This is a genomic window from Pseudomonas sp. WPR_5_2 (genome assembly GCF_003634475.1).
In the GTDB taxonomy this organism is placed as follows: Bacteria; Pseudomonadota; Gammaproteobacteria; order Pseudomonadales; family Pseudomonadaceae; genus Aquipseudomonas; species Aquipseudomonas izuensis.
Window position 1 is genome coordinate 235497 of sequence record NZ_RBLA01000002.1, and the last position, 19773, is coordinate 255269.

Sequence of the window (19773 nt, forward strand, 5' to 3'; positions counted from 1 at the left end):
GGCGCGCATTACCGGGCGCCAGGTGACGGCTTTGCCTGATCCACGCCTGCTCTCGCCAAAAAACTGAATCAACACACTGCGCAAGTCAGCACCTGACTGGGCGCGGGCGGATTCTGTCGTCCCGCGCCTTACCCCCAGATAGATCGAGGACAATGTAAAATGGCCAATTTCAACAAGTCGGACCTGGAATTCATCCTCAAGCAAATCTTCATTGCAGAAGCGCACGCCAACGGCGCCAGCCTCATTGATTTGCTACCCAACAGTCAGGTGCCCTTCGGTCTGCGAACCGTCGATGGCAGCTACAACAACCTGGTCGCCGGGCAAAGTGAGTTTGGCGCCTCGGACAATTCCTTCCTGCGCCTGCTGGATGCCCAGTATCGAGCGGCCTATGCCGCGTCAGGGAATGTGGTCGACCCGCAGCCACGGATTATCAGCAACCTGATCGTCGACCAGACCGCCCACAACCCGGCTGCAGTCGCGGCGAACGGCGGTGCCGATCCGGTGATCAGCCCCGGTCTGGATGGGGTGTTCGGCACGGCCGATGACAAGGAAGTGTTTTTCATCCCCAACGTGTCGCCGGACGTCGGCCTGACCGCCGGCTTCAACTCGTGGATGACCTTTTTCGGCCAGTTCTTTGACCATGGCCTGGACCTGGTCACCAAGAGCAGTAACGATATCGTTTATATTGCGCTGCAGCCGGACGATCCTTTGTACGTACCGGGCGGCCATACCAACTTCATGGTGCTGCCACGCGCCGTGCATACCCCCGGTGCGGACGGACAACTCGGCACTGCCGATGATGGCCAGCTCAACACCACCTCGCCGTTTGTAGACCAGAGCCAGACTTACAGCTCACACCCTTCGCACCAGGTGTTCCTGCGCGAGTACGTCCTCAACGCGGCCGGTGACCCTGTGGCAACGGGGCGCCTGATTACCAACCGCGATCTCGGCGCCGATGGCAAGTTCGGCACCGCCGATGATGGCGACGGCGAAAACGGCGGCATGGCGACCTGGGCAGTGGTCAAGGCCCAGGCCCGTGACATTCTCGGTATCAACCTGACCGACGCCGATGTGCACAACGTGCCGCTGCTGGCCACCGATGCGTATGGCAACTTCATCCGGGGCCCGAGCGGCATGCCCCAAGTGGTGATGCGCTTCAGTAACGGTGCTGACGGGATTGCCGGGACCGCTGATGACGTTACTCAACTGATCGAAGGCAATCGGGATGCACCGATCAGCCTGGCCAACGCCGTGAGCACCGGGCATGGCTTCCTCGACGACATCGCCCACAATGCCGCACCGGTCATCGTCGGTGGGGTTCTGCAGGCGGATGGCGACACCGATATCGGCAATGCGCAGGCCGTTGACGCAGGTGGCAACAACCTGACCTATGACAACGAACTGCTCGACGCCCACTACATTGCCGGTGACGGCCGGGTGAACGAGAACATCGGCCTGACCACCGTGCACCATGTGTTCCACTCCGAGCACAACCGCCTGGTGCAGCAATCGAAGGACACCATTCTGGCCGCCGGCGATCTGGCCTTCCTTAATGAATGGCTGGTGGACGACGTGGCGGCGATACCGACCACACCTGCCGGTATCGCCGCGTTGGTGTGGGACGGCGAACGGCTGTTCCAGGCCGCCAAGTTCGGTACCGAGATGCAGTACCAGCACCTGGTGTTCGAAGAGTTCGCGCGGACCGTTCAACCGCAGGTCGACGGATTCCTGGCCCCCAACGGTTATGACACCTCGATCAACCCGGCCATCCTCGCCGAGTTCGCCCACGTGGTGTACCGCTTCGGTCACTCGATGCTGACCGAGACGGTCGATCGCTTCGACCCCGAGTTCAATCCGCTGCTCACTGACCCGAACAACCCGGACTCGCAACTCGGCCTGATCGCGGCCTTCCTCAACCCGCTGGCGTTCGCCGGCAGCGGGGCGACTGCGGACGAAGCGGCCGGGGCGATCATTCGCGGTGTCACCCGCCAACTCGGCAACGAGATCGACGAGTTCGTCACCGAAGCACTGCGCAACAATCTGCTCGGCCTGCCGCTCGATTTGCCGGCGCTGAACCTGGCGCGCGGTCGCGACACCGGCATCCCTACCTTGAACGAAGCGCGCCGTGAGATGTACGCAGCCACCGGCGACAGCCAACTCAAGCCGTACATCAGTTGGGCTGACTTGGTGGACCACCTCAAGCATCCCGAGTCGCTGGTCAACTTCATCGCGGCCTTCGGCACCCACGGGGCATTGACGGCGGCCGATGTGGATACGCTGGTCGAGATGCGTGCGGTCGCCGCTGCCCTGGTGTTTGGCGGCAGCGCGGTGATCAACGTCGGCACTGCCGATGAACGTACCTTTACCGCCACTGAAGCAGATCGCCTGGACTTTCTGAACAGTAGGGGCATCTACGCCATGGTCAATGGCGTCACCACCACCGGTGTGGACGACATCGACTTCTGGGTCGGTGGCCTCGCCGAGCAGAAAATGCCGTTCGGCGGCATGCTCGGCTCGACCTTCAACTTCGTGTTTGAAACCCAACTGGAAGCGTTGCAGAACGGCGACCGCTTCTATTACCTGTCGCGTACCGCGGGCCTGAACTTCGGCACGGAGCTGGAGAACAACTCCTTTGCCAAGCTGATCATGCTCAACAGCGATGTCACCCACCTGTCGAACACCGTGTTCCTGACGCCCACGTTCACCCTCGAAGTGAACCAGGCCAATCAGTTCACGGGCCTGGGCGCGCACGGTAACGCCGACCCGACGGGCGGCATCATGATCAACGGCGTGGAAATCGTGCCGCTGGTGATCCGCGACAACCCCAACACGCCTGGTGCAGACAGCAATTATCTGCAGTACACCGGTGAAGACCATGTTGTGCTGGGTGGTACCGCCGGCAACGACATCATCATTTCCGGAGACGGCGATGACACCATTTATGGCGATGGCGGCAACGACATTCTCGAAGGCGGTGCCGGGAACGATGCGGTACTCGGTGGCGCGGGCGATGACATCATCACCGACTCGTTCGGCGACAACCGCCTGGAAGGCAATGCCGGCAACGACGTGATCATCGCCGGCAGCATGCTGGCGGCCGGCAACCTGATCCTCGGCGGCGATGGTCAGGACTTTATCGTCACCACCGAAGACATCACTACCACCTTCGGCGGCCAGGGCGACGACTTCATCCTCGGTGCCAAGACCAACCTGCCACCGACCGGCAACGAAGGCGATGACTGGATCGAGAAGGGCACCCAGGACGGTGCACCTGGCGATAACTTCTCGCCGTTGCTCAATGACGATGTGATCGGCAACGACATCTTTATCGGTGGCGGTGGCTTCGACGAAATGATCGGCGAGGGCGGCGATGACATCTTTGTCGGCAGCGATGCCCAGGACAAGATGGACGGCATGTCCGGTTTCGACTGGGTGACCTACAAAAATGACAAGGTCGGCGTGACCGTTGACCTGAGCCTGGCCGCGCTGGCACAGCCACACGGCAACGCGCCAAACCAGAACGCCGGGGTGTTCAATCCGGTCGGTGCCTCGCCGGCCTCGATCCTCGACCGCTTTGCCGAGGTCGAAGGCTTGTCCGGTTCGAAATACGGCGATGTGCTCAAGGGCGACGATGTGGATGCTGTCACTATCGTCAACCACGGGGGGGCCACGGGCAGTGCGCTGACCAATGTGGCATTGATCCACGGACTGGCGCAGTTCCTGGCCGATGCCGGCCTGCCGACCACCGGCTTTGCCACCGGAAACATCATCCTCGGTGGCAATGGCAGTGACCTGATCGAAGGCCGCGGTGGCGATGATCTGATCGACGGCGACAAATGGATCAACGTCAGGATTGCGGTGTATGCCCCGGGTGATGTCAACCATACCGGCCCTGAGATCGCCAGCTTCGACAGCATGGTCGACATGATTCCGTTCATGCTGGATCGCACCTATAACCCGGGTCAGCTCAAGGCCGTGCGGGAAATCCTGCCCGGGACCTCGACGGGCGGGAACGCCTTCGACACCGCGATTTTCTCTGGGCGCCAGTCCGAGTACGTGGTGACCCAGGACACCCGTGGCACGGACGATCTGTCGGACGATGTCTGGACGGTGGCCGACACCGTCGCGGCTCGCGACGGCACCGATACCCTGCTGCATATCGAACGCCTGCAGTTCGCCGATTCCCAGAAGGTGCTGGTGCCGGGGCTGAACGCAGAACCGGTGGGCAGTCCGACCATCACCGATGGAAACGGCGGAGCGATCACGGTGGGCGACACGCTGATCGTCAGCGTGGCCGGGGTGACCGATGCCAACAACATTACGGCGGGCAATCCACTGGGTTCGATCAACAATTCCTCGGTGTCCTACTACTGGCAGTTCGAGGCCAATCCAGGCAGTGGCGTTTTCGAGGACATCATCCTGTTGCCGGCCGGTGACCTGGCCTTCCAAAGTGCCGACGGCACCCGGTTCAAGGTCTCTCCTGACCTCGCCGGTTTGTCGTTGCGGGTCAAGGCGATCTACCAGGATGGTCATGGCACCACTGAAGTGGTGTTCTCGCAGCCGACGGCCGTGGTGGCTCCCGGCGCACCGGTCGTGCCAACGGCGCCGGTACCTGTAGTCGACGCCACGGCGGGTGGCGAAGGCCTGCACATGGTCCGTTCCGACCTCAACTTCATTCTTGATCAGATCAAGATTGCCGAGGCGGACGCGGCCGGACAGGACATCCTCTCGCTGATCCCGAACATCCGCGCGCCGCTGGGCCTGCGTGCGGTCGACGGGTCGAACAACAACCTGATGAACCTCAACGGCAACAACCACACCGAGTATGGTGCCGCCGACAACACCTTCCCGCGCTTGAGCGATCCGGTGTTCAATCCGGCGGAAGGTGCCCCTGCCGGCTTCTTCGGCCCCGGCTCGCCGGCCATCCCGGGGTCGTCCTATGCGCAGAACAGCGGTGCTGTGTTTGACTCGCAGCCGCGCACCATCAGTAACCTGATCGTCGACCAGACGGCGAACAACCCGGCGGCCTATGCCACGGCGCATGACGTGGGTGCCAACGGTCATCTCGACTTCGGCGTGGTGGGTTCGGGTAACGACGATGTGCTCAAGGATGGCGTACGGATAGTCGCCAGCCCCGGTCTGGATGGTCAGTTCGGTACTGCCGACGACCACGACGTGTACCTGTTCGAGAACACCACGGCGGATGCGGGATTGTCCGCGCCGTTCAACGCCTGGATGACCTTCTTCGGGCAGTTCTTCGACCATGGTCTGGACCTGGTCACCAAGGGCGGTTCAGGCACTGTCTACATCCCGCTGCAACCGGATGATCCGCTGTATGTGCCGGGCGGCCACACCAACTTCATGGTGCTGACCCGCGCGACCAACCTGCCAGGGGCCGATGGTTTGCTCGGCACGGCCGACGACATTCATGAGCACACCAACAGCACCACGCCGTTCGTGGATCAGAACCAGACCTACAGCTCGCACCCATCGCACCAGGTTTTCCTGCGCGGTTATCAGCTGACTGACCACGGCCCCATCGCGACCGGCAAGCTGATCACCAACCGTGACTTGGGCGCCGATGGCAAGTACGGCACCGGCGACGACACCGAGATCGGTGGCATGGCAACCTGGAAGGTGGTCAAGGCGCAGGCCAACGACGTCCTGGGCATCCACCTTACCGATGCCGATGTCGATAACGCGCCACTGTTGGCGACCGACGCATACGGCAACTTCATCAAGGGGCCGCACGGCTTCCCGATGGTCGTGATGAAGGGGCTTGACGGTCTCGCCGGCACGGCGGATGACACCCTGGTCGAAGGCAATCCGCTTGCCCCGATCAGCCTGGCCAATGCGGTACGCACCGGTCACCAGTTCCTCGTCGACATCAACAACAATGCCGTACCTGTGTTCAGCGGTGGCGTGCTCGCGCCTGACGCCGATCACGATACCGGCAACGCACAGCCGTTCAACCCGCAGACCGGGGCCAACCTGACCTACGACAACGAGTTGCTGGATGCGCACTACATCGCTGGCGACGGACGGGTCAATGAGAACATCGGCCTGACGGCGGTGCATGCGATCTTCCACGCCGAGCACAATCGGCTTGTCGCACAGACCAAGGACACTGTGCTCGATTCGCATGACGTGGCCTTCCTCAACGAGTGGCTGCTCAATCCGGTGAGCGCGCTGCCCGTCAACCAGGCGGAGATCGATGCGCTGGTGTGGAATGGCGAGCGCTTGTTCCAGGCGGCCAAGTTCGGCACCGAGATGCAGTATCAGCACCTGGTGTTCGAGGAGTTTGCACGGACCATCCAACCCAGGGTCGACCTGTTCTTCGCACCGACCCAGGTCTATGACGTCGACCTCGATGCCTCGATCGTCGCCGAGTTTGCCCACACCGTGTACCGGTTTGGCCACTCGATGCTGACCGAGACCGTTGATCGCTTCGACGCCAATTACAACGTGGTGGGCGATCCGCACAGCGCTAATCCCAATCAGCAAATCGGCTTGATTGCGGCGTTCCTCAACCCGTTGGCGTATGCCGCCAGTGGGCTGACGCCAGAGGATGCGACCAGTGCAATCATCCGTGGGGTGACTCGGCAAGCCGGTAACGAAATCGATGAGTTCGTCACCGAGGCGCTGCGTAATAACCTGCTGGGCCTGCCGCTCGACCTGCCGGCGCTCAACATCGCCCGTGGCCGCGACGTGGGCATTCCCTCGCTCAATGCGATCCGCCGCGACATCTACAGCCAAACCGGTGATTCCCAACTCAAGCCGTACACCAGCTGGGTCGACCTGGTGCAGCACCTCAAGCATCCGGAGTCGTTGATCAACTTCATTGCGGCCTATGGCACGCATCAGTCGATCCTCGCGGCGACCACGATGGAAGCCAAGCGCGATGCAGCCATGGCGCTCGTCTTTGGCGGTTCGGGTGCACCGGCTGACCGCCTGGACTTCCTCAACGGTAGCGGTTCCTGGGCCAACGTAACCCTGGCCGGCAAGGACGGGCAGATGGGGACTGCCGATGACCTGAAGGGTGTGACGATCACGGGTGTCGATGCCATCGATCTCTGGATCGGCGGCCTGGCCGAAGCGAAAACGCCGTTCGGCGGCATGCTCGGCACGACCTTCAACTTCGTGTTCGAGAACCAGCTGGAAAAACTCCAGGACGGCGACCGCTTCTATTACCTGGAACGTACCTCTGGCCTGTCGATGAATGCCGAACTGGAAAGCAACTCGTTCGCCAAGCTGATCATGGCCAACACCTCGGCCACGCACTTGCCAGGCCTGGTGTTCTCGGACCCGACGTTCTATCTGGAAGTGGACCAGAGCAAGCAGTACAACGATGGCGTGGGCAACGCCGATCCGCTTGACGACAACCATCATCAGGTGGTGTTCCGCGACAACCCGCTGACGGTGGGGCCGGACACCAACTACATCCGGTACTCGGGTGATGAGCACATTGTGATGGGCGGCACCAACGGCAAAGACATCCTCGTCTCCGGGGGTGGCGATGACACGGTCTGGGGCGATGCCGGCAACGATCGCATCGAAGGGGGTAACGGCAACGACCAGCTGCGTGGTGGCGCCGGCGACGACATCATCACTGACATGGGCGGCGACGATAACATCCAGGGCGGCGACGGCAACGACGTGCTGCACGGAGGCAACGGCATCAACCTGATCATTGGCGGGTTCGGCAATGACTTCATCGTGACCGGTGAGGACGCCTCCGAAGCCATTGGTGGCCAGGGCAACGACTTCATCCTGGGTAGTAAGGCCAACGAGCAGGACATGGGTAACGAAGGCGACGACTGGATCGAGAAGGGCACCTCGGACGGTGCGCCTGGCGACAACTTCGACCCGCTCGGCAACGACCCGGTGATCGGCAACGATGTCTTCATTGGCGGCAACGAGAACGACAAGTTCAACGGTGAAGGCGGCGACGACATCATGGTCGGTAGTCTCGGCTTCGGTGACCGCTATATCGGCGGCTCCGGCTATGACTGGGCGACCTTCAAGGACCTCACCCAGGGCGTGACCATCGATTACAGCGATCGCTTTTTCGACGTACCGCCGGTACCGGGTTCAGGGGCCTCGGCGCTGGTGCGTTTCGACATCATGGAAGGTTTGTCGGGTTCGAAACACGGTGACTTCCTGCGCGGTGATAACGAAGATGCGACATCGCTACCCACCGCGGGGGCAACCGGCAGTGTGCTGACCAACATCAGCCTGATCAACGGCCTGGCGAATCTGCTGCCAGCCGGAGCGACGTTCTACGACGGCGGCAACATCATCCTCGGTGGCAGCGGCAGCGACCTCATCGAAGGTCGCGGTGGTGACGACATCATCGACGGTGACAAGTGGCTGAACGTACGCATCAGCGTACGGGCGAACGCGGATGGCACTGGCCCGGAAATCGCCTCCTTCGACAGCATGGAACCGATGGTGCCCTTCATGCTCAACGGCACCTACAACCCAGGCCAACTGGTCATCGTGCGGGAGATTCTGACCGGCGAAGACAAATACGACACTGCGCTGTTCTCCGGTAATGCGTCGGAATACAGCGTCGTGGTCGAGGGCAATACCGTCATCGTGACCGACCTGGTGGCGGGGCGTGACGGTGTTGATCGCCTGACGGGCATCGAGCGTCTGCAGTTCGCTGACGTTGCGCAGTCGTCCGGCGTGGGCACCGCCCAAAACGCAGGCCCATCGGGGCATCTGGCAATCCTCGATGATGCCACCGGTACGCGTGACGACACGCCTGTCGCCGGCCAACTGCTGCGCGTCAGCGATCAGGCTGTATTCGACGCGGACAACGCGAGTGGGGCCAATCCGACCGGTGCGGTTACCGGTGCGGTGGCTTACTACTGGCAGGTGGAAAACATTCCGGGCTCGGGTGTTTTTGAAGACATCACCTTTGTCGCCGCCGGCGAGGTATCGCGGGCGATCGGCACCACCTACCGGGTGGCGGACGATGTTGCAGGTCTGAACATCCGCGTCCGGGCGGTGTATCAGGATGCCAAGGGCACGCTGGAGATCGTCGACTCGGCGGGGAATAGCGCACCGACCGCAGGGCCGACCGTCACCGGGCTTTTGGCGCAGAGCCAGGTGTTGACCGCTAACACATCGAGCATCGTCGATGCCGATGGCCTCAGCAATCCGCAGTTCACCTACCAGTGGCAGGCGACCAACGGGGTCAGCTTCGTCAACATCCCCGGCGCTACCGGCAGCACCTTCACGCTGGGTCAGGCTCAGGTCGGCAACCAGGTGCGTGTGGTGGTCAGTTACGTGGATAACTTCGGTGTGGCCGAAAGCATTGCATCCGACCCTTCGGATCCGGTGGCCAACGTCAACGATGCACCGACAGGCGCGTTGCTGATCAGCGATACGACACCGGAACAAGGACAGGTGCTGACCGCGCTGACGGCCGGGATTGCTGATGTCGATGGGCTGGGCACCTTCAGCTTCCAATGGCAGCAAGGTATCGGCGCTTCCTTCACCGACATCAACGGTGCGACCGCTGCGACCTTCACCCCTGGGTCGGCGCAGAACAATCTGCAACTGCGGGTGATCGTGCGCTACACCGATGGCTTCGGCACGCTGGAGTCGGTGACCTCTGCAGCGACGGCGGCGGTTGTGCTACCGCCTGGCGTGGTGCTGACGGGTGACGGTGGCCCGAACACCCTCACGGGCGGCGCGGGTAACGATGTACTGAGTGGCCTGGGCGGGAACGATACGCTCAACGGCTTGGGCGGTATTGACCAGCTGTTGGGCGGCACCGGCAATGACATTCTCAACGGCGGGGACGACAACGACGTCCTCAATGGCGAGGACGGCAACGACACCCTCAACGGTGGGACCGGCGCGGATACCATGAATGGCGGTGCCGGCAATGACACCTTTGTGGTCGATAACGTCGGTGACACCGTCATCGAGGCGGTGGGTGGCGGTACCGATCTGGTGCAAACCAGTCTGACCAGCTACGTGCTCGGAGCCAACGTCGAGAACCTGACCTATACCGGTGCGGCCAGCTTCACCGGTACCGGTAATGCGCTGGACAACGTCCTCACCGGCGGGAGCGGTAACGACACCCTCAATGGCGGGGGCGGCAACGACACCCTCAACGGCGGGCTTGGCGCGGATGCCATGAATGGCGGTGCCGGTAACGACACCTATGTGGTCGACAACGTCGGTGACACCGTGACCGAGGCGGTGGGTGGCGGTACCGATCTGGTGCAAACCAGTCTGACCAGCTATGTGCTCGGAGCCAACGTCGAGAACCTGACCTATACCGGTGCGGCCAGCTTCACCGGTACCGGTAATGCGCTGGACAACATCATCACCGGCGGGGGCGGTAACGACGTTCTCAATGGCGGGGACGGCAACGACACCCTCAATGGCGGGCTGGGCGCGGATGTCATGAATGGCGGTGCCGGCAACGACACCTTCGTGGTCGACAACGTCGGTGACACCGTGACCGAGGCGGTGGGTGGCGGTACCGATCTGGTGCAAACCAGTCTGACCAGCTACCTGCTTGCTGCCAACGTCGAAAACCTGACCTATACCGGCGCGGGTAACTTCACCGGGACCGGTAATGCGCTGGCCAACACCATCACTGGTGGGGTCGGTAACGACGTCCTTGATGGCGGTGCGGGGGCTGACCAGTTGGTGGGGGGAGTCGGCAACGACACCTATGTCGTCGATACCGCCGCGGACGTGGTGGTCGAGGGGGCGGGTGGCGGTACGGATACCGTGCAGACGGCGCTGGCCAGCTACACCCTGGGTGCGAATATCGAGAACCTGACCTATATCGGCGCCGGTAACTTCACCGGTACCGGTAACGCGCTGGCCAACACCCTCACCGGCGGGGTCGGTAACGACGTCCTCAATGGCGGGGACGGCAACGACATCCTCAACGGTGGGCTGGGTGCGGATGTCATGAATGGCGGTGCCGGCAACGACACCTTTGTGGTCGACAACGTCGGTGACACAGTCACCGAGGCGGTGGGTGGCGGTACCGATCTGGTGCAAACCAGCCTGGCCAGCTACCTGCTCGCTGCCAACGTCGAGAACCTGACCTATACCGGTGCGGGTAACTTCACCGGGACCGGTAACGCGCTGGCCAACACCATCACCGGCGGGGTCGGCAACGACGTCCTCAATGGCGGTGCGGGTGCTGACCGGTTGGTAGGGGGCGCCGGTAACGACACCTACATCGTCGATACAACCGCGGACGTGGTGGTCGAGGTGGCGGGTGGCGGTACGGATACTGCGCAGACGTCGCTGGCCAGCTACACGCTGGCTGCCAATGTCGAGAATCTGACCTTCACAGGCGTTGGCAACTTCATTGGCAACGGTAACCTGGTGAACAACGTCATCACCGGCGGGGCAGGCAATGACAACCTCAGTGGTGACAACGGCGATGACATCCTCACCGGCAACGGCGGTAATGACACGCTCAATGGTGACGCCGGTAACGACCAACTGTTCGGTGGCATTGGCATCGATACCCTGAACGGCGGCACTGGCGATGACAGCCTCGACGGCGGTGACGGGAATGATACGTTGAATGGTGGGGTAGGCGACGACACGCTGCTCGGCGGGCTGGGGGATGACAGCCTGGATGGCGGTATCGGTAACGATCTGCTCCAGGGTGGCGATGGCAATGACACGCTGCTCGGTGGTGTCGGTAACGACACATTGCTGGGTGGCATCGGCAATGACCAGATCGATGGCGGTACCGGCAACGATACGGTCACTGGCGGTGCCGGCAACGACATCATGGATGCCAGTAATGGCAACGATGTCTTCCTGTTCGCAGCGGGCTTCGGGACCGATCGGATCATCGGCTTCGATGCCAACGCGGCGGGAGGCCAGGACCGGCTCGATATTTCCGCGTTCAACATCACGGCGGCGACCTTTGCCGGCAGCGTCACCATCGCTGATGTCGGTGCGGATACCCTGGTCAGCTTCGGAGGCGCTGACTCCATCCGCCTGGTAGGTGTAGCCGACGCAACAACGGTCACTGCCACGGACTTCATTCTGGCTACTTGAGGTCCTGATCAGTAAAGTCGCAGGGAGCGTAAGCAGAGGGGGGAGGGCATTGGATGCCCTCCCTTTTTTTATGAAAGCTGGCCGTTCGTTTGGACTCGGTTTGCAGCTTGCGTGGCGTCATCTCATGCGGGCGCGGAAGCGGGCCTATACACAAGCGCGTGGAAAACATCTGTAGATACCGTCTTGAACCTCACCGAGCACGTGCAGATTTCGGGTCAAGCTGACCTGGCTGTCGTAGGTGTACCCAGTTCAAGTGTGGGAGCGACGGTGCGGCGATTCGACTTGCCTGACAGCTGACTTGATTCTCGCGGATGTACTCGATCCCCTTGTGGGAGCGAGCCTGCTCGCGAAGACTTTGTGTCAGGCGACATATTTTTTGATGGTGTACATATCCGTTCCTGCGGTAACGGCCACTTAGGGTTTCGCCCTTACGGCGAGTCACTTGGAAGAGCCCCAAGTAACCAAGGGCTCTTGCCCCTGTCGTTCGGTGCCTCGCCTAGGCTCGGCATGCCCTCCTTCCGGTCCTGCTCCGTGGGCCCGCCGCCATCGGCCATCCATGGCCGGGGGCGGCTAACCCGGCATCCATGCCGGGTTGCCCACTGCGCAGAACCTCCACTCGGCCTCTCGATGGGGCAAGTAAGTCAAAAGCCAAAGCAACGCGAGGCGGCCTGACAGCCGACCTGTTTTCACGAATGTACGCATTCCCCCTGTAGGAGCTGGCTTGCCAGCGAAGACGGCGGCACGGTCAACATCAGTGTTGGCTGGCAGACCGCTTTCGCTGGCAAGCCAGCTCCTACAAAGACCGGGGTTGATTGAAAAAGCGTGGGCTAGACGCAAAGCCTGTGGGAGCTGGCTTGCCAGCGAAGACGGCTGCACGGTCAACATCAGTGTTGGCTGGCAGACCGCTTTCGCTGGCAAGCCAGCTCCTACAAAAGGCCGGGGATGATTGAAAGGCGTGGGTTTGACACAACACCTGTAGGAGCTGGCTTGCCAGCGAAGACGACCGTGAGTCATGCGGCGCCAGCGAAAACGCCTTCGCCGGCAAGCCGGCTCCTACAGAAGCAGGTTGAAAACGTTAGCAGGCCACCCGCGCCGCTAATTGTGTGCAGTGTCTGCCCCGACAGCCGCCAGGTTTGTCGACAGGGGGATGCTCTGTGTGACTTTGGCCATCTGGGTGATTTCCACGTGCAACTTATCCTTGCCCAGCAGGTAGTCGGCCAGCTTCTGTGAAAACGGCCAGTAGTTCAGTTCGGCAGACAAGGTGAGGGGCCCGACGGCATCGGCCGGCACCAGGAAGTTGAAGTCCTCGATAGCGTAGCCCTTGGGCAGAATGCGGTTGTCCGAGAGAATTTGCGTGGCATTCCAGACCTCGACGTCCAACGGATTGCCGTCCTTGTCGCCGATGTGCACTTTGAAATTACGTGTGTTGTCCTCGGTCTTTCCGTCCTTGATCGTGCCGAGCCGATAGAGCTCGCGACCACTGGCATCCAGCACCCGGAAATCGATCCACATTTCCCGTCCCTCCGGGAAGCCGGTCGGCAGCTTGTGCCCGGCGCCGACGTTGGCAACTTTCACGGATACCGAGGTGTATTGCCCGGGAATGATGGCGGCCGGCAGTGGCTGGAATTTTATTTCCCCCGCGCTCGAGAGCATGTCGCGCCCGCGTTGCGCGCCCGCGTCCTGGCCCAGATGCTGGAGCATCATGGCGTTGGCGCCGCTGAACCAATGCGAGGCGACCTTCTCGCGGTCTGGCCCCATGATCGCGGCCTTACCCGCAAAACCCGGCATATGGCAGCTCTGGCAGGTGACATCGTTAAGGCTGTAGGAACTCTCCTGCCATTCGTCATAGGTTCGCTCGACCGCCACGCTGCTGAAGGGGTGCGTGACGTTGTGGCAGGTGCCGCAAAAGTCCGAGCGCGTGTGCAGGGCGGAATACACGGTGTCGTGATAGGGCGAAACGGCATCTTTGCGCGGGCCGAACTTGGTCGGTTTACCGTGCGCTCGAGGGCTCATGACATAAGCGCCGTTATCGAGGCCCGTGCGGGCGCTGATGTTGTGGCAGGTCTCGCAATCGACCCCGGGCATCGGATGATCTTTCGCGCTGTCTTCAACCGAGGAACGGTTGATATCCGAAGTGATTTGCCCGGTCGTGAGACCGATCGGGGTATGGCAGCCGGTGCAGAAGTTATCGACCTTCCCGTCGGTGGCCGCACTTGCACGCTTGAGCAAGGCCCGATAGATGGGTTCATCCCAGGCTTGGGACATCATCGACGAGCGCCACTGCTTGTAGATCTCCGTATGGCAAGCGCCACAGACCTGGGCATTGTCGAAGTCTTTTACATTCAAAACCAGGTTGCCGGTGGTATTGGCCCGATGCGGAAAGAAAGGCATCGCGCCAGTCACGTGCATGAGCTTGGAGCGCGCCGGCTCCAGCCACTTCTCATTAGCCTGATCGTCATTGCCCTGAGATTCATCGGCCGCCACCAGCGTTACCGTAAGCAGGCAGACCAGAAAGCATAAAAGACGACTCATATATCCAGGGCGGTTCATAAGCGATTCCCCAAGACGGTTGCAGAGGATGACTGCAGCACTTCCATCGAGTTGCAGGGGTACTTCCTGCTGTAAGCCAATGGTCATAGGTGCAACTCCTCGACGTTCCACCTTTCAGGAACGGGAGAAGCTCACTGGGTCATTGCATTGCAAGGAATGTGACAAAATGTGTCGACAGCCTGAAGATCCCGCTGGCAGGGTCAGAGGCTGAAGCTTTGTGCTGATCGAGGCGCGAATATGGCTGGGGGACGGTACCCAATGTTGGGGGTACTCACTCCGAAGTCGGGGGCTGTGTGGCCGCCACTTCCCATCAACGCTTGCTAAAGGCCAGCCGCGCGGCGAACAGCACAAAGACCAGGCCTGTTGTGCGATCCATCCACGTGATGACGTTCTCGCGCCGCAGAATGTTGGCACAGGGCGGGTAGGCGTCAGCCGACGTGACCGGTCACCTGGGCGCATAGTTTTGTCAGCTGTTCGGCCAGGTCGATCACGCGGCGGGGGGCGTCGGGGCGCAGGTGGAGCGCGATTTCCAGCGGCGTCAATTCAGGAAAGGATTCGGCCACGCCCAACCGTCGGTGGCCGGGCAATGCCAGGCGCGAGGGCAGCACGCTGACGCCGAGACCATCGGCGACTGCCGAGCGCACGCTCGCCAGGCTCGCGCTGCTGTAGCCGATGCGCCAGCGTCGGCCGGCGCTCTCGAGCGCGTGGATCATTTCATCGCGATACAAGCCACCGACCGGAAACACCACCAGAGGCAGCGGGTCGCGTTCACAGGTCGGCTCGTTAAGGCTGTCGAACCAGGCAAGCGGTTCGGGCCAGGCGGCGTGCCCCACCACCTGTCCCGGGCGTTGCTTGACCAGCACCAGATCGTAGTCGCCTGCACAAAACTGTTGCCACAGCGTGTTGCTCAGCCCACTGCTGATCTCAAGCCGTATCGACGGGTGCGCCCGTGCGAAGGCGCCAAGCGTCGGCGTCAGCAAGTCCGAGGCGAAGTCTTCCGGCACGCCGATGTGCACTTCACCCTGTGCGTGGCCTTTGCGTAACTCCTCCACCACCTCTTCCATCAGCCCCAGGACCCGGCGCGCATAGCCGAGCAAGCGCTCGCCGTCCTCGGTGGTGACGACGTAGCGCCCGCTGCGGTTGACCAGCTCGCAGCCGAGTTGCTCCTCAAGCCGCTTCAACTGCTGGCTGATGGTCGACTGGCTCAGGTGCACGCGTTCACCGGCGCGCGTGAAGCTGCCGCTCTCCACCACCGCGACGAAGCTCTTGAGCAGCAACGGATCGATCAGTGCTGACGTCATTACATTCCCCACTAATAGTCATTCGAACATTTCATTTCCGAATAATAGCACCTGCTTTTACTCTCGCAGAACAGCCGCTGAAACGGCCCGTTGACCCGAATGACCAAGGAAAATCTCATGACCAGTGACGTGACGCTGATGCAGCAAAAGGCTGCCGAGCCAGCACCCGCAGCGGCGGCTTGCATCGCTGCAAGCGTGTCACGCACGGACAAGATGTCATTGGCGGCATTGGTACTGCTGGTGTTGCTGGGCCTGAATTTGCGTCCGTTTCTCACGTCGGTAGGGCCGGTACTCGATCTGGTGCGCGCCGACATCGGCCTCGACTTTCGCGCCGCGGCAATGCTGACCACTTTGCCCTTCGTGCTGATGGGCCTGATTGCCTTCATGGGCATCGGTGTCGCACGTCGCTTCGGCGAGCGGCGGGCGCTGGCCGGTGCGTTGTTGCTGTTGATGCTCGGGTGCGGGTTACGCGCTGTGGTCCGGGACGGCGCGCAGTTGATTGCCAGCGCCGGTATCGCCGGTATCGGCGTGGCGATGATCCAGGCCCTGATACCGGGTGTCGCCAAACGTTGGTTTGCTGATCGGATAGCGATGGTGATGGGGCTCTATTCGGCGGCATTGGTTGGCGGCGGGGCGCTGGGCTCGTTGGCCAGTACCTGGCTGAACGCGTATGGCGGCTGGAGGCTGGGGCTTTCCATCTGGGCGTTGCCGGCACTTGCCGTGTTCCTGCTTTGGCTGGTGTGCGCGCCACGTACTGCGCCGGTAGCCGCTGGCGGACCTGCACCGGTCCTCACCGGCAGCTTCTTCAAGAATCGGCGCGCGTGGCAGTTGGCCGCCTACTTTGGGCTCACCAACAGCGGCTACTCAAGCCTGGTGGCATGGCTGCCGTCCTTCTACCAACAGCAGAACATGAACCTGCAAACCTCGGGCAACTTGCTCGCGTGGTTGGCGATGTTCCAGGCGACGGCGGCGTTCGCGATGCCGATGCTCGCCCGTCGCAGCATTGATCGGCGCGGTGCCTTATGGCTGACGATCGCGCTGCAGGTTGCCGGGTTCACCGGCTTCGCGCTGGCGCCCACTGCAGCGCCGTGGTTGTGGGTCGCACTGGCCGGTTTCGGCCTTGGCGGGTTCTTCTCCCTCAGCCTGATTGTCAGCCTCGACCACTTGCCCAACGCACAAGCGGCCGGGACCTTGGCGGCCTTCGTCCAGGGCATCGGTTTCCTGCTCGCCTCGAGTGCGCCCTGGTTGATCGGCTGGCTGCGCGACGCCGGAGGGAGTTTCATCACCGGTTGGTGGTTGCACATCGGGGTGCTCGCAGCGATGGCGGTGCTGACGGTCAAGTTCGCCCCGGCAAGCTACCGACGCAGCATGCAAGGGGTGCGATGAATACTTGTAGGAGCGAGCCCTGCTCGCGATGTACTTGAGAGCACCGCGTTTAATCAGCAAACACGCGTAATCGTTAACGACCATCGCGAGCAGGGCTCGCTCCTACAGGGAGCGGTGTTACATACAGGGTTGGCCATTTATATAACCGCAATACCCACGTGCTTACGGAGAATAAGATGAAGAAGTTCGCAGTTTCAGTTGTTCTGGCCCTGGCCGCCAGCGGCGTCTACGCGAAAGACTTGCAAGTCATTCGCTTCGGCGTCGACCCCACTTACGCCCCGTTCGAGTCGAAGGCGCCCGATGGCCAGCTCGTGGGCTTCGATATCGATCTCGGCAACGCGATCTGCGAAAAGCTGAAGGTCAAATGTGTGTGGGTCGAGAATTCATTCGACGGCATTATCCCGGCGCTGAAGGCCAAGAAGTTCGATGGCATTCTTTCCTCCATGAGCGTGACCGAGAAGCGTCAGGCGCAGATCGCCTTCTCCGACAAGATCAGTAACGTCCTGCCCCGTCTCATTGCGAAAAAAGGCTCCACTCTGCTGCCAACCCCCGAATCCCTTCAAGGCAAGCGTGTCGGTATCGAGCAGGGTTCCACCCAGGAAACCTATGCCAGGGCTTACTGGGCACCGAAGGGCGTCACCGTCACGACCTACCAGAACCAGGACCTGGTTTATCAGGACCTGATAGCCGGTCGCCTGGATGCAGCGCTGCAATCCTCGGTCCAGGCCGATCTGGGCTTTTTGAAAACCGAGAGCGGACGTGATTTTGCTTTTGCCGGCCCGGAGTTGCGCGACCCGAAAACGCTCGGCGTGGGAGCAGGGATCGGTTTGCGCAAGGACGACAATGAACTTCGCGAACAGATCAACGGGGCGCTTGCCGAGATTATCAAGGACGGCACTTACCAGAAGATCTCCGATAAATATTTCTCCTTTGATGTTTACAACTGATTGATTTCAAGTCGCGGACTTGAATCTCTGATGAATCCAGACTTTTGCGGCATTCAAAAACAATAAAAGCACGATTGAACAAGATAGTCGGCATCGGCTGAATTATCGGGTTCAAGGAGAATGTAATGTCCTTGGCAGACTATGGGCCGCTGATCGCAAGTGGCACCTGGATGACACTCAAACTGGCCATATTATCGCTGCTGGCTTCGGTAATGATCGGATTGGCAGGCGCCAGTTCCAAGTTGTCGGGTCATCGGTGGTTGCGCAATATCGCCACCCTCTATACCACGATGATACGCAGTGTTCCGGACCTGGTGACCATGCTGTTGCTGTTCTACAGCATTCAAATCCTGCTCAACCAGGTCACCGAAGGGCTTGGAATGGACCAAATCGATATCGATCCCTTCCTCGCGGGTGTCGCGACGCTCGCGTTCATCTACGGCGCTTATTTTACCGAGACCTTCCGCGGTGCTTTCCAGGCCGTCCCGCGCGGTCAGCTGGAGGCGGCCATGGCCTATGGCCTCAGCCCATGGCAGGGGTTCTACCGCATTTTATTCCCGCAAATGATGCGTTTTGCCTTGCCCGGTATCGCCAACAACTGGCAGGTCATGATCAAGGCGACGGCTCTGGTATCCATCATCGGCCTGTCCGATATCGTCAGGGCCACCCAGGATGCCGGAAAGAGCTCCATGCAGCTGTTTTACTTCACCGTGATCGGTGCCCTGATCTATCTCGCCATTACCACGGTTTCAAACGGCATCCTGGCATGGCTTAAACATCATTACTCCGTCGGCATCCGGGAGGCTGAACTGTGATCGCTATTATCCAGGAATATTGGCAAGCGTATTTGTGGTCGGACGGCGCCAACTTTTCCGGCCTGGCAATCACCTTGTGGCTGCTGGTGCTGTCGATCGCCATCGGCTTCGTGCTGTCGGTGCCGCTGGCCGTGGCTCGCGTGTCGAAAAACCGCTTTATCCGGCTTCCCGTCTGGTTTTACACCTATGTGTTTCGAGGCACGCCGCTTTATATACAACTGTTGATCATCTACACCGGTGTCTACAGCCTGAGCGTGGTGCGCGAGCACGCATTTCTCGACATGTTCTTTCGCGAAGGCTTCAACTGCACGGTGCTGGCGTTCGCGCTCAACACCTGCGCCTACACCACGGAAGTCTTCGCCGGCGCGATCAGGTCGGTGCCCTACGGCGAGGTCGAGGCGGCGAGGGCTTTCGGCATGTCCCGGTTCACCCTGTACCGCCGCATCATCCTGCCCTCGGCACTGCGTCGCGCACTGCCGTACTACAGCAATGAGGTGATCATGATGCTGCATTCGACCTCGGTGGCGTTTACCGCCACGGTGCCCGACATCCTGAAGGTCGCCCGCGACGTCAACTCGGCCACCTATGCGTCGTTCGAGGCTTTCTTCATCGCCGCACTGTTGTACGCGGTGATTGCGCTGTCGCTTGTCTGGCTATTTCGTCGCGGTGAAACCCGCTGGCTGGCCTTCCTGAAACCCCAGGCCGCCTGAAGGC

At 61.2% G+C, this 19773-nt stretch carries 7 protein-coding genes and 1 pseudogene; 5 read left to right on the forward strand and 3 right to left on the reverse strand.

The genetic code is table 11. The features are described from left to right. The first annotated feature begins 159 nt into the window (after positions 1 to 159). Positions 160 to 12060: a peroxidase family protein gene (locus BJ917_RS09800; RefSeq protein ID WP_121103221.1), complete on the forward strand. Its 11901-nt coding sequence runs from the start codon at positions 160 to 162 to the stop codon at positions 12058 to 12060. Between the two features lie 1095 nt (positions 12061 to 13155). Here the strand turns inward: BJ917_RS09800 and BJ917_RS09815 are convergent. The 3 genes and pseudogenes from BJ917_RS09815 to BJ917_RS09825 all read right to left on the reverse strand — a co-directional run bounded on the left by BJ917_RS09815 (position 13156) and on the right by BJ917_RS09825 (position 15911). Then, complete coding sequence (locus BJ917_RS09815; protein ID WP_254007549.1) at positions 13156 to 14610, reverse strand: cytochrome c family protein; 1455 nt, start codon at positions 14608 to 14610, stop codon at positions 13156 to 13158. Between the two features lie 310 nt (positions 14611 to 14920). Then, a pseudogene (locus tag BJ917_RS09820) lies at positions 14921 to 15022 on the reverse strand (LysE family translocator); the annotation flags it as partial. Positions 15023 to 15038: 16 nt separating this feature from the next. Further along, a complete protein-coding gene (locus tag BJ917_RS09825) occupies positions 15039 to 15911 on the reverse strand; it encodes a LysR family transcriptional regulator (protein ID WP_096510044.1) in 873 nt (290 codons plus the stop codon). A 117-nt stretch (positions 15912 to 16028) separates the two neighbouring features. On the opposite strand from BJ917_RS09825, the gene BJ917_RS09830 reads away from it, so the two are divergent. The 4 genes from BJ917_RS09830 to BJ917_RS09845 all read left to right on the forward strand — a co-directional run bounded on the left by BJ917_RS09830 (position 16029) and on the right by BJ917_RS09845 (position 19769). Continuing rightward, positions 16029 to 17297 carry a cyanate transporter gene (locus BJ917_RS09830; protein ID WP_256658535.1) on the forward strand — a complete coding sequence of 423 codons (1269 nt, stop codon included), beginning with the start codon at positions 16029 to 16031 and terminating at the stop codon, positions 17295 to 17297. A 176-nt stretch (positions 17298 to 17473) separates the two neighbouring features. Then, positions 17474 to 18244 (forward strand): ABC transporter substrate-binding protein, encoded by a 771-nt coding sequence (locus tag BJ917_RS09835; RefSeq protein WP_121103222.1) that lies wholly within the window; start codon positions 17474 to 17476, stop codon positions 18242 to 18244. Between the two features lie 125 nt (positions 18245 to 18369). Then, a complete protein-coding gene (locus BJ917_RS09840; RefSeq protein WP_121103223.1) occupies positions 18370 to 19059 on the forward strand; it encodes an ABC transporter permease in 690 nt (229 codons plus the stop codon). Next, the gene (locus BJ917_RS09845; RefSeq protein ID WP_096510047.1) at positions 19056 to 19769 is read left to right on the forward strand and encodes an ABC transporter permease; all 714 of its coding nucleotides are present in this window, start codon (positions 19056 to 19058) and stop codon (positions 19767 to 19769) included. The genes BJ917_RS09840 and BJ917_RS09845 overlap by 4 nt, the downstream gene beginning before the upstream one ends. The last annotated feature ends 4 nt before the right edge of the window (positions 19770 to 19773 follow it).